General features: G+C 71.7%; 9 protein-coding genes. 6 read left to right on the top strand and 3 right to left on the bottom strand.

Annotated elements, in window-relative coordinates; genetic code table 11:
* Positions 1–19: 19 nt before the first annotated feature.
* Both AOK22_RS02545 and AOK22_RS02540 read left to right on the top strand, forming a co-directional pair.
* Positions 20–1,297, top strand: a complete 1,278-nt coding sequence (locus AOK22_RS02545; RefSeq protein WP_055696873.1) for a carboxylate--amine ligase — start codon at positions 20–22, stop codon at positions 1,295–1,297.
* A gap of 172 nt (positions 1,298–1,469) precedes the next feature.
* Complete coding sequence (locus AOK22_RS02540; protein WP_055696872.1) at positions 1,470–2,699, top strand: FAD-dependent oxidoreductase; 1,230 nt, start codon at positions 1,470–1,472, stop codon at positions 2,697–2,699.
* A 50-nt stretch (positions 2,700–2,749) separates the two neighbouring features.
* On the opposite strand, the gene AOK22_RS02535 is transcribed toward AOK22_RS02540, so the two are convergent.
* Positions 2,750–3,235, bottom strand: a complete 486-nt coding sequence (locus tag AOK22_RS02535; RefSeq protein ID WP_141753815.1) for a hypothetical protein — start codon at positions 3,233–3,235, stop codon at positions 2,750–2,752.
* Between the two features lie 131 nt (positions 3,236–3,366).
* Here AOK22_RS02535 and AOK22_RS02530 point away from each other — a divergent pair, with 131 nt between their 5' ends.
* Complete coding sequence (locus AOK22_RS02530; protein ID WP_079036286.1) at positions 3,367–4,272, top strand: HAD family hydrolase; 906 nt, start codon at positions 3,367–3,369, stop codon at positions 4,270–4,272.
* On the opposite strand, the gene AOK22_RS02525 is transcribed toward AOK22_RS02530, so the two are convergent.
* Positions 4,184–6,184, bottom strand: a complete 2,001-nt coding sequence (locus tag AOK22_RS02525) for a CocE/NonD family hydrolase (protein ID WP_055696870.1) — start codon at positions 6,182–6,184, stop codon at positions 4,184–4,186. The two genes, AOK22_RS02530 and AOK22_RS02525, sit on opposite strands and share 89 nt — an antisense overlap.
* Before the next feature lie 46 nt (positions 6,185–6,230).
* Entirely contained in the window at positions 6,231–7,745 is a 1,515-nt protein-coding gene (locus tag AOK22_RS02520; RefSeq protein ID WP_055696869.1) for a peptide MFS transporter, read from the bottom strand.
* 304 nt (positions 7,746–8,049) lie between these two features.
* On the opposite strand from AOK22_RS02520, the gene AOK22_RS02515 reads away from it, so the two are divergent.
* The 3 genes from AOK22_RS02515 to AOK22_RS02505 all read left to right on the top strand — a co-directional run bounded on the left by AOK22_RS02515 (position 8,050) and on the right by AOK22_RS02505 (position 11,813).
* Positions 8,050–9,060, top strand: a complete 1,011-nt coding sequence (locus AOK22_RS02515) for a polyprenyl synthetase family protein (protein WP_055696868.1) — start codon at positions 8,050–8,052, stop codon at positions 9,058–9,060.
* Between the two features lie 166 nt (positions 9,061–9,226).
* The gene (locus AOK22_RS02510) at positions 9,227–10,294 is read left to right on the top strand and encodes a CHRD domain-containing protein (RefSeq protein WP_079036285.1); all 1,068 of its coding nucleotides are present in this window, start codon (positions 9,227–9,229) and stop codon (positions 10,292–10,294) included.
* Positions 10,295–10,547: 253 nt separating this feature from the next.
* Complete coding sequence (locus AOK22_RS02505) at positions 10,548–11,813, top strand: LolA family protein (RefSeq protein ID WP_055696867.1); 1,266 nt, start codon at positions 10,548–10,550, stop codon at positions 11,811–11,813.
* The last annotated feature ends 18 nt before the right edge of the window (positions 11,814–11,831 follow it).

The raw sequence follows: 11,831 nt of genomic DNA, 5'->3' as shown, positions 1-11,831 counted from the left end.
CGTGGGGGGACCCCTGGCCATGAAGATCAGCAACGTGCCGTGCGCTCCGGACCGGAATGTCCCGGGACTGATCGTCAAGTTCGGCGACTACCCCTTGCACCACGGCGGCGTGGGCGCGATCAGAAGCCTCGGCAGGATCGGCGTCCCCATGTACGCGATCACGGAGGACCGTTACACTCCGGCCGCCGCGTCCCGCCATCTCACCCGCGCCTTCCCCTGGCCCACCACCGGCACTGAAGAGCCGGAACGTCTGGTGGAGGGGCTGCTCCGCGTCGGCCGCGGGATCGGCAGGCCCGCCGTCCTCATCCCCACCGACGAGGAGGCCGCCGTCCTGATCGCCGAGCACCAGGACGAACTGTCGGCACAGGACTCCGGGTTCGGCGGGTTCCTCTTCCCGCGCGTGGAAGCGGAACTGCCCCGGCGCCTCGCCAGCAAGCAGGGACTGCACGAGCTGTGCGTGCAGCACGGCATCGCCTCGCCCGCCGCGGTGTTCCCCGAGAGCCAGGCGGACATCGAGGCGTTCGCCCGCACGGCGCGCTTTCCCGTGGTGGCCAAAAACCGTGAGGCGTTCACCCGCCGAAAACGGCCCGCCGTGAACGGCACCACCCGCATCGGGACCCCCGAGGGCCTGCTCGCGCTCGCGGGCGACTGGGGCGAGCGGCCCGGCGTGATCCTCCAGGAGTACCTGCCGAGGGAGGAGGCCGAGGACTGGATCGTGCACGGGTACTTCGGCGCGGACTCCGTCCCGCGCGCGTTGTTCACGGGCGTCAAGGTCCGCTCCTGGCCGCCGCACGCGGGCATGACGGCGAACGCGTACGTCGTCGACAACCCGGAACTCTCGGACCTCACGACGCGTTTCATCAAGCAGATCGGCTTCACCGGCATCATCGACCTGGACCTGCGCTTCGACCGGCGCGACGGTCAGTACAAACTGCTCGACTTCAACCCCCGCATGGGCGCCCAGTTCCGGCTCTTCGAGAGTGACTCGGGAATGGACGTCGTCCGCGCCATGCACCTCGACCTGACGGGACGCGCGGTCCCCGAGGGGAACCAACGCACCGGCCATCGGTACGTCGTGGAGAACATCGACCTGCCCGCCCTCGTCGCGTACCGCCGCAGCGGGTACACGACGCCGCACGCGCCCGCCCGCGCGAGCGGCACCGAGCTGGCGTGGCTCGCCACGGACGACATGCTGCCGTTCTTCACGATGCTCGCGCGGTTCGTCCGGCCGGGGGCGAAGCACCTCTACCAGCTGTGGCGCACCCAACGCCGCGGCAGCGGCGCCACGCCGAGGTAGCCGTACGCACGGCCGTCACGGCCCGGCGCGCGCACCACCGCACGACAGGCGCGCACCACCGCACCACAGGAGCGCACCAGGAGCACGACAGGCGCGCACCAGGAACACGACAGGAATACGCACCCCCACGAAGTAGACACATGTACAGAGTGACGTCCTGGGGAGGGACTTCGTGATGCAACCGGTAGCAGTCATCGGGGCCGGGCCGTACGGCCTGTCCACCGCCGCCCACCTACGGGCGCGCGGCATCCCGGTGCGGGTGTTCGGCGAGCCGATGGTGAGCTGGCGCGCCCACATGCCCCAGGGGATGCTGCTGAAGTCGACGCCCGCGGCCTCGAACATCGACGCCCCGCAGCGCGGCCACACCCTCGTCGACTACTGCGACGAGGCCGGCATCCCGCGCCTGGTCACGGACGAGGACATCATCCCGGTGGAGACCTTCGTCGGCTACGGGGAGTGGTTCCAGCACAAGCTCGTGCCCGCCCTGGAGCGGGTGCGGGTCGTCTCGGTCGACCGCAGGGTGGCGAGCGGCCCGGGAGCGGCGGGGCCCGCCGGCGGCTTCGACCTGAAGCTGGACTCGGGGGAGCAGTTCACCGCGCGCGCGGTCGTCGTCGCGACGGGCCTGTCCGGGCTCTCGCGCCTGCCGCGCGAGCTCGCGGGGGCCGTGCCGGACGGACCTGCCCCCACCGGCCCCGTCTCGCACAGCTCCCAGCACCACGACCTGTCCCGCTTCTCGGGGCGCGACCTGATCGTGGTGGGGGCCGGGCAGTCCGCCCTGGAGACGGCCGCGCTCGCCGCCGAGGCGGGCGCGCGCGTGCGGGTGGTGGCCCGCGGCCGGGGCTCGGTGTCCTTCGGCGCGCCGCCGTGGCGGCAGCCGAGGCTGCGCCCGGAGTCGCCCTTCGGCCGGGCCTGGTCGCTGTACGCGCTCAGCTACCACGCCGATCCGTACCGCCACCTGCCGTCTCCGGCACGGCACTTCCTGGTGCGGCGCGTCCTGGGCCCGCTGGGCGCGTGGTGGCTGCGGGACCGCTTCGAGGGCAAGGTCGACGTGCGCGAGGTGCGCCGGATCAGGTCCACGCGCGTGCGGGACGGGCAGCCCGTGCTGTCGGTCGAGCGGCTGAACGGCCGCCTGGCGGAGCTCGGCGCCGACCACGTCATCGCCGCGACCGGGTACCGCGTGGACCTCGCGGCGATGGACTTCCTCGGCCACGGCCTGCGGGCCCGTCTCGCGACGAGCCGCGGCACGCCGAAGCTGGGCGCGGGGTACGTCTCGTCGGTGCCCGGCCTGTACTTCACGGGCATGCTGGGCGGCTCGTCGTACGGCCCGGTGATGCGTTTCGTGTGCGGCACGGAGTTCGCCTCGCCGCGCCTGGCACGGCACTTGGCGGCGCATTACGGGTGAGGGACGGGCGGGTCCGGGCTCGGTCCCGGTCCCGGAAGGGCGGTCCGGGCTCAGTCCCGGTCCCGGAAGGCGCGCAGCGCGGCCAGCGCCCGCGAGGGTGCGGTGCCGCGGTCCGTCACCCGCCACTTCGTGCTGTCGAGCGCCTCGATCACGAAGAGGCTGCCGGAGAGATCCATGGCCGCCACGGCCACCGGATCGGGCCCGGCGCCCTCGGGGAGGGCGATCAGGACCAGGTCCCAGGTCTGCTCGACGCCGTCCGCGAACTCCCGCAGGGCGGGCCGGTCGAAGGGGAGTCCGGTGGGTGACGCCAGGGCCGCCTCTTCGACCTCCGGGACCGGCCGGCCGCCCGGCATCCGTCCGGTTCCGGTGAATTCGAGGAGGTGCCAGGCCCAGCGGTCCCCGGGGACGTGGTGCAGCAGGTCGCGCAGATGGACCCGGCGACCCGACGGCCCGCGCATCGGGATTTCGACGGTGTCGGAGGTCCCGGCGGCGGCTCCGGAGACGCCGTCGCCGGCGTCGGCGGAGGCATCAGGCATGGTCACGGCCCTTCGAACGGAATAGGATCTTCCACTTTCTGGTGAACCAGGAAGGCCCCGGCCGCCCCCAGCTTCACACGCACCTTGTCAAGCCGCTTCCGGTGGAGCCCAGGATCCGTATTCTCTGGATCATGGCCGCTCCCCACGCATATGCCCTCATTGCCACTGACCTGGACGGGACGCTGCTGCGCGGCGACGACACGGTCTCGGACCGGTCGCGGCGGGCACTGGCCGCCAGCAGGGAGGAGGGCGCACGGCACCTCGTGGTGACCGGCAGGCCCGCGCCGCGCGTGCGGCCCCTCTTCGACGACCTCGGCTACGACGGCCTGGCCGTCTGCGGGCAGGGGGCGCAGCTGTACGACGCCGGGGCGGACCGCATGGAGTGGTCGGTGACCCTGGACCGCGAGCTCGCCGAGGCCGCCCTCGGCAAGGTCGAGGCGGAGGTCGGACAGGTCTACGCGGCCGTGGACCAGGACGGCGTGGACGGCCTCACGCTCATCGAGCCGGGGTACGAGATGCCGCACCCCACGCTGCCCGCGGTGCGCGTGCCGGGCCGCGGGGTGCTCTGGGAGGCGCCGATCAGCAAGGTGCTGCTGCGCCATCCGACGCTCGCGGACGACGAGTTGGCGGCGGTGGCGCGGGGCGCGGTGGGCTCGCTGGCGACGGTGACGATGTCGGGGCCCGGCACCGTGGAGCTCCAGCCGTGCGGGGTGACCAAGGCGACCGGGCTCGCGCTGGCCGCCGAGCGGCTCGGTCTGACGGCCGACGACACGGTCGCCTTCGGGGACATGCCCAACGACATCCCCATGTTCATGTGGGCGGCGCACGGCGTGGCCATGGCCAACGCCCACGACGAACTGAAGCTCGCGGCGGACGAGTTGACCCTCTCGAACGAGCACGACGGCATCGCCGTCGTGCTCGAACGCCTGCTGCGGGACGGACGGATCGCTAGCCCGCGGTCCGCCGGATCCGCTTCTCCCACGTCCGGTGGAAGACGACCTCTCCGCCGTCCCGGCACACCACCTCGTTCGCGGTGATGAAGTCCGTCGCGTCGCAGGTGATCTCCGAGCGCGTCTCCACCGTGACGTCCCAGGCGAGTTCGGGACGGTGCAGACGGATGGTCCAGTCCGAGCGGGTGCGGGCGCTCAGCGGGTCGCCCTCCTGGATCGTGTACGTCTCCAGGGCGTCCTCGGTGAATTCGAGGCCGTCGGGGTACACGCGCGTGCCGCCGTACCGGGGGTCGACCTCCAGACGCCACTCGCCCTTGGCGACATCGCGTACGACCAGACGCTCGGGCCGCTGCTCGTCCAGGGTCGCCGGGTAGACGACGCCCAGCGGCTCGGACTGTTCCGGTGCCTCGAAGGTGATCGACGGGTCCGGGCCGCCCTCGCGCACGGGCAGTTCGACGGAGCTGCCCACCGGCTCCAGGGTGAAGCCCGCCGAGTCGGCCTGCGGCCAGATCCAGGGCCAGTACGCGGACGACACCGCGAGGCGGATGCGGTGGCCAGCGGGGAAGGTGTGGCCGATGCCGTTGAGCTCGAAGGTGACGTCCTCGGTGGCGCCGGGCGGCCAGGCGTCGGCCCGGTCCCTGCCGTGCCGGGCGGAGAGGTTGAGCACGCCCCGGGTGACCAGGGTGGACGAGCCGTCGGGCGCGACGTCGCACAGCCGCGCGACGGCCTGGCCGTACGGCACGTCCATGCGCAGCCGCAGCGTCACCCTGGGCCGTCCCAGAACGCGTACCTCCGCAGGGACCTCGAACTCGAAGCACGCCGACTTCGCGTCCTCGTCCCGCTGGTCGGGCGGCAGGTCGGCGTCGTTGCCGAAGGGGAAGAAGCGGCCGGCGTCCAGGCCGGTGTGCTGGGGGGAGTCGACCAGAAGAGGGCTGCCCTGGAGGGCGTACGTGACGGGCGTGACGTTCGGTGAGGGCCAGGCCGGGTCGCCCACCCAGCCGCCCTGCATCTCCTCGTAGACCGTCGCCGGGGGGTGCGAATCACTGATCCAGGAGCGGAGTTTCGGCTCGGCCATCACTCCGGTGTCGATGCCCTTGAGGTGGTGGTCCCACCAGCGCAGCGTCTCCTGGAGGAAGCCGATCGCCGGTCCCGGGGGCAGGCCGCGGTCGGGGTACTGGTGCGACCAGGGGCCGATGAGCCCCCGCACCTGGTGGTCGGGGAGGTGTTCGACCAGGCGCAGGACCGTGTCGCGGTACGGGTCGTGCCAGCCGCCCACCGCGAGGACCGCGGCGCCGATCGCGGAGTAGTCCTCGCAGACGCTGCCGTGCCGCCAGTACGCGTCGCGGGTCTGGTGGTCCAGCCAGGTGTGGATGAACGGGTCGACGGCCTCCAGGCGCGTCAGCCACATCTCGCGCCACGCGTCGCCCACGAACTGCGGGTCCGGCGGGCGCGACACGAAGGCGAGCATCGTCGCCGCCCAGGCGTGCATGTCCACCGCGAGGACGGAACCACCCATGTAGTGCACGTCGTTGTCATAACGGTCGTCCGCGGAGCAGACCGTGACGATCGCCTTGAGCGGCTCGGGCGCGAGCGCCGCGATCTGGAGGGAGTTGAAGCCGCCCCAGGAGATGCCGAACATGCCGACCCGGCCGTTCGACCAGGGCTGCGCGGCCAGCCAGTTCACCACCTCGACGCCGTCCGCCAGCTCCTGCGCCGAGTACTCGTCGGTGGGCAGGCCCTCGCTGTTGCCGTGCCCGCGCACGTCGACGCGCACGGAGGCGTAGCCGTGGCCCGCGTACCAGGGATGGCGCTGCCAGTCGCGCGGTGCCGTCCAGTCGCTGAGCCGGTAGGGGAGGTACTCCAGGAGCACGGGGACGGGTTCGTCGGTGACCGGGCGCCACACGCGCGCGTAGAGCCCGGTCCCGTCCGCGAGGGGGACGCGGACGTCCTCGTGGGTGGTCTCGTACGGGAAGTCGGTCCGGATCTTCGGGTGCGGCATGGGAGGAACCTCAGTGGACGGGTTGTCCCCGGTGGGCGGGGTGCCCTCAGTGGACGGGGTGCATGGTGCGGCGCAGCCAGGGCGCGAGCGCGATCACGGCGAGTCCCGCGGCCACGGCGACGGCGCCGTTCACGCCGAAGTACGCCGGGTTGGAGACCTCTCCGTACAGCTTCACGACCTGTGCCTGGATGCCGTTGGCGAGCGCGAGGGAGAGGAACCACAGCGCCATCGTCTGGCTGGCGAAGGCCTTCGGGGCCAGCTTGGTCGTCGCCGACATGCCCGAGGTCTCCAGGAGGACGTCGCCGAGCCCGAGCAGCAGGTAGGAGCCGACGATCCACCAGGCGGCCATGCGGTACGAGTCCCCGCTGTGCCCCGAGGTGGGCAGGACCATCAGCAGGAACGACAGGCCGCCCAGGATCACGCCGAGCGCGATCTTGTTGGAGGCGTGCGGCTGGCGCGGGCCCATCCGCGCCCAGGCGGCGGCGACCACGGGGGCGAGGGCGACCTCGAAGGCGCCGAGCGCGGAGGCGTACCAGCTGGCCGGGAAGTGGAAGCCGAGGATCGACGTCCGCGCGTTCGTCGAGGCCAGCAGCATCATCGTCGAGTAGGCCTGGAAGAGGATGAAGTTGAAGACGACCGAGGCGAGGAAGAGCACCACGTAGGGGCGCAGGCGGCCCCGCTCCTCGGAGGTGACGCGCGGGCTGCGGAACATCACCGCGAAGTAGACGACCGGCGCGATCACCGAGATGAGGGTGAGCAGGTCGACGAAGCGGTCCATGGTGAGCCAGCCGACGGCGGCCAGGACGCCCGCGAGGGCGGCGACGGCGACGAGCCCGGCCACGATGGTCAGGACCGCCCGGCGCATCGCCTCCCGGGGCAGCGCGAACTCCGCGGAGGCCTTGCGTCCGGCGAGGTGGCGGCGCCCCGTCACGTACTGGATCAGACCGAAGGTCATGCCGATCGCGGCCGCCGAGAACCCCCAGTGCCAGCCCTTGTGGTCGCCGAGCCAGCCGGTGATCAGCGGTCCCGCGAAGGCGCCCACGTTGATCGCCATGTAGTACAGCGCGAAGCCGGCGTCGCGGCGCTCGTCCTCGGTGCGGTAGAGCTTGCCGACCATGGAGGCCACGTTGGGCTTCAGCAGGCCGGTGCCGGCGCTGATCAGGCCGAGCCCCACCCACGTCATGGTCGGGGTCGGCACGGCCATCGAGTAGTGGCCGCAGGCGATCAGGATGCCGCCCCACAGGACCGCGCGGTAGGAGCCGAGGATGCGGTCGGCGAGCCAGCCGCCCGCCACGGAGACGAGATAGACCAGCGTCCCGTACGCCGCGGAGACCGACGCGGCCGTGCCGGGATCCATCCCCATGCCGTCGTTCGCGACCGAGTCGGCGAAGTAGAGGACCAGGATGGCCTGCATACCGAGGAACGAGAAGCGCTCCCAGACCTCCAGGCCGGAGAGGGTGAGGAGACCGCGCGGCTGTCCGAAGAAGGCGTGGTCGTCGCCCGGCGGAGGATCCGTCGGCTGCTCTGCGGGCGGCTCGTACTCGGCCGTAGGACGGGACAAAGCGGGTTCTCCCGGTTGTTACGGTTCCTCTGGTGTGTGACGTGTCTTCTCGGGCTTATGAGCTGATCAAGAACATACCGGGGGAGAACGCACTCCGCCCGGCCACGGTCCTCGGACGGGGGAGGAACGGCACGTACCGCTTCGACCGGGGCGACGGGCGGGCAGGTGCTCGCCGTGATCGAAAGTCGACCGGATACGCTGACTTGAGTGATGGCAGCGACACATCGACAAACCGTGTCATCGACCGAGATCCAATGATCGACCGAGTTCGCCATGTGATCGTCAGCAGACAGGAGAACCTCTCGTGACCGTCGTCGGGCCTTTTGGGCTGAGCGTGCGGGACCAGGCTCTCGAAGCCGATGTCCAGGCAGGGTTGGCGGCTGTCGAGGAGGGCCTGCTCGAGGCCACCAAGAGCGAGGTCCCCTTCATCACCGAGGCCGCCCAGCACCTCGTGCGCGCCGGGGGAAAGCGTTTCCGCCCGCTGCTCGTGATGCTCGCCTCGCAGTTCGGTGATCCGTACGCGCCGGGTGTCGTGCCCTCCGCCGTGGTCGTCGAGCTCACGCACCTCGCGACGCTGTACCACGACGACGTGATGGACGAGGCGGACGTGCGCCGCGGCGTCGCCAGCGCCAACCAGCGCTGGGGCAACTCCGTCGCCGTCCTGACCGGTGACTTCCTCTTCGCCCGCGCCTCGTACATCCTGGCCGACCTCGGCCCGGAGGCGGTCCGCATCCAGGCGGAGGCCTTCGAACGCCTGGTCACCGGCCAGATCCTGGAGACCGCGGGGCCGACCGAGGGCCGCGACCCGGTCGACCACTACCTCGACGTGCTCAGCGGCAAGACCGGCTCGCTGGTCGCCGTGGCGTGCCGGTTCGGCGCGATGATGTCGGGCGCCGACGAGACCGTCGTCGACGTCCTGACGCAGTACGGCGAGCGGCTCGGCGTCGCCTTCCAGCTCGCCGACGACGTCCTCGACATCGCCTCCGACTCGCACGAGTCCGGCAAGACGCCGGGCACGGACCTGCGCGAGGGCATCCCCACGCTGCCGGTGCTGCGGCTGCGCGAACGCGTGGCGCGGCTCGGCCTCGCCGAGGACATCGCGCTGAGCGAGCTGCTCGACTCCGACCTCACGGACGACGCGCGGCACGCCGAGGCGCTCGCCCGGCTGCGGGTGCACCCGGCGCTGGAGCAGGCCCGCCGGGACACCGTGCGCTATGCGGAGGACGCGCGGGCCGCGCTGGCGCCGCTGCCGGAGTGCGACGCGAAGGCAGCGCTGGTGGAGCTGTGCGACCTGGTGGTGCACCGGGCGGGCTGAGGCCTCCGGGGCGCGCGGGGACGGCCTTCGGACACGCCCCCGCGCGTGTGATTCACGTCACACGGTGGACTCGTGCTGGATTGAGTCCAGGCTCGGATCCATTCCGTACTTCTCGCCGGAAGCCGACGCAGGGGGCGTCGGCTCAGGTACGGGGAGAAGTCACGACATGAGCGCTTTTGGTACGTCGAGTACGTCCGGTACATCGAGCACGACGAGCGCACCCGGTATATCCGGTACATCTGGTACGCCTGGTACGTCGAGCGGCGCGTCCCGGCGCCGCGCCCTGATCGCCTCGGGTGCCGCCGTCGTCCTCGCGGCCGGCGTGGCCGTCGCGGTCCTGCCGGGCAGCGCGAGCGGCGACACCGGGGAGCGGGCCGCCGCCAGTGGTGGGGGCCGGAGCGGCGGAACGGTCCTCGCGGCGAGCATGAACGGCGCGAACGAGGTGCCGGTGCAGGGCGGGCCCGCCGTCGGCGACAAGGACGGCCGCGCGCTGGAGTTCGTCCGGGTCAAGGGCGACAAGGTCTCGGTCACCGTCACGTGGCGCGGCACCGGCAGGCCCACCGCCCTCCATCTCCACGAGGGCGCCAAGGGGGCGAACGGTGCCGTCAAGGTCGACTTCACCAAGCTGCTCGACAAGAGCGGCAAGAGGGGCAAGGGCAACACCGTCACCGGCACGGTCCGCGTCGACGACGCCGGCGTGCTCGCCCGCCTGACGGCCGACCCGCACAGCTTCTACGCCAACCTGCACACCACCGAGTTCCCGGGCGGCGCGGTCCGGGGCCAGCTCAACAAGCTGAGCGCTGACGTCGACTTCCGCAACGCATCGGCCAACTTCCAGGCCTCGGTGGTCGAGGGCAAGCAGATCTACGAGTGCAAGAAGGCCGACGACGGCTCAGGGAAGCCCGCCTTCGCGCAGCGCGACGTACGGGCCCGGCTCCAAGGGAACATCGCCCACCGCTTCACCGCGCCCGGCTCCGGCACCCCGCAGTGGGTCGCCCCCGACGGCAGCGGCGTCACCGGCCGGGTGATCTCCAAGACCCCGAACGGTGACGGGAACATCCCTGAGCTGGATCTCGCGGCCACCCGGATCGGCGGGCGCGGCGGACTGCTCGGCACAACGGTGGAGATCCTGCGGCTGAACACGGTCGGCGGCGTACAGCCGACGCGCGCCTGCACGCCCGGCGAGATCGTGGGCGTGCCGTACCAGGCCGACTACGTGTTCGTGCGGGCCTGAACACCCCTGACACCCCTGACGATCGGCGGCGCCCACCCCCTACGGGACGGGGGAGGCGCCGCCGTTGTGTGTCATCCCAGGGCAGTACGTGGAGTTGCGCCCGGGGTCTGACGCTTCTCGTCGGCCGATTTGGTCGGATGGAAGCGAACAAGGACCACCACTCCTGACCAATTCGGGTGAGAATGGCGGCGCGGGGTGGACGTGGGCACGTACTGGGAGAAGGCCGCCGCCGACCACGGAGGTAGGGCACACAATGGCACCGTACGAACCGGAGCAGGACACCAGTGAGACCGGGGATCTGCGCGCCGGTCGCCACAAGGCGGCCCGGTACGTCGTCCCGCTCGCGGTGGCGGGGGTGGCGGCGGCGACCATCGGGCTCGTCCCGGCGCTCGCCACCTCGGGCGACCCCGATCTGCCGAAGATCACCGCCAAGGAACTCATCGAGAAGATCGCCGCGTCGGACACCCAGCAGCTCTCCGGAAACGTCAAGATCAGCACCGATCTGGGCCTGCCGTCGATGGGCGGCATGGCGGGCGGCTTCGCCGGTGGCGGCGCGGGCGGCGGTGACGACGGCGACGGCAAGGGTTCGGCGGCCGACCCCAAGAGCAAGCTGATGGAGCTGGCGTCCGGCACGCACACGCTGCGCGTCGCGGCCGACGGCCCCGACCGGCAGAAGCTGTCCGTCCTGGACGACGCCGCCGAGTACAGCCTGATCCACAACGGCGACGACGTGTGGGCCTACGACAGCGCGTCGAACGAGGCGTACCACGCGAAGGACGCGGGAGCCGGCGACTCCTCGGGCAAGGGTGCCGACAAGGACGTGCCCAAGGACCTGGAGGGCGAACTTCCCGCCACCCCGGCCGAGTTCGCCGAGCAGGCGCTCAAGGCCGTGGACGGCACGACCTCCGTGCAGGTCGACGGCACCGCGCAGGTCGCGGGCCGCGACGCGTACCGCCTGGTCATCAAGCCGAAGCAGTCCGGTTCGACGGTCGGCCAGATCACGGTCGCGGTGGACGCCAAGACCGGTACGCCGCTCAAGTTCACCCTGACCCCGTCCTCCGGAGGCGCCGCCGTCGTCGACGCGGGCTTCACGAAGGTCGACTTCGGCAAGCCGTCCGCGTCCACCTTCGACTTCACGCCTCCGAAGGGCGCCAAGGTCACCGAGGCCGACGACCACGCCGACGGGAAGCACGGCGCGAAGGGCGGGAACGCCAAGGGCGGCAAGGAGTTCAAGGAAGAGGACCTCAACGACCTGAAGGTCGTCGGCGAGGGCTGGAGCACGATCGCCGAGCTGAAGCTGCCGGGCGGCCAGGGCCTGCCGACCGCCGGCTCGGGCGACGTCCCGCCGGACGCGCAGAAGCTGCTCGACTCGCTGGGCGACCAGGTGAGCGGCACGTTCGGCTCCGGCACGGTCTTCTCCACCCGTCTGATCAACGCCCTCGTCACCGACGACGGCAAGGTCTACGTGGGCGCGGTCACCAAGGACGCGCTCGTGAAGGCGGCGAACGCGGCGCAGTAGGCGTCCGGCCGGGCGGCG

Origin of the sequence: Streptomyces silaceus (assembly GCF_001419745.1) — a bacterium.
Lineage (GTDB): Bacteria > Actinomycetota > Actinomycetes > Streptomycetales > Streptomycetaceae > Streptomyces > Streptomyces silaceus.
Note: the sequence above shows the minus strand (reverse complement) of the source record. Positions and strands in the feature narration are given on the sequence as shown.

What these genes read in the sequence shown, in the direction of transcription:
- AOK22_RS02545 (WP_055696873.1), top strand. Translation starts at nt 20, where the DNA reads ATGAAGATCAGCAACGTGCCGTGCGCTCCGGACCGGAATGTCCCGGGA.
- AOK22_RS02535 (WP_141753815.1), bottom strand. Translation starts at nt 3,235, where the DNA reads ATGCCTGATGCCTCCGCCGACGCCGGCGACGGCGTCTCCGGAGCCGCC.
- AOK22_RS02530 (WP_079036286.1), top strand. Translation starts at nt 3,367, where the DNA reads ATGGCCGCTCCCCACGCATATGCCCTCATTGCCACTGACCTGGACGGG.
- AOK22_RS02525 (WP_055696870.1), bottom strand. Translation starts at nt 6,184, where the DNA reads ATGCCGCACCCGAAGATCCGGACCGACTTCCCGTACGAGACCACCCAC.
- AOK22_RS02510 (WP_079036285.1), top strand. Translation starts at nt 9,227, where the DNA reads ATGAGCGCTTTTGGTACGTCGAGTACGTCCGGTACATCGAGCACGACG.
- AOK22_RS02505 (WP_055696867.1), top strand. Translation starts at nt 10,548, where the DNA reads ATGGCACCGTACGAACCGGAGCAGGACACCAGTGAGACCGGGGATCTG.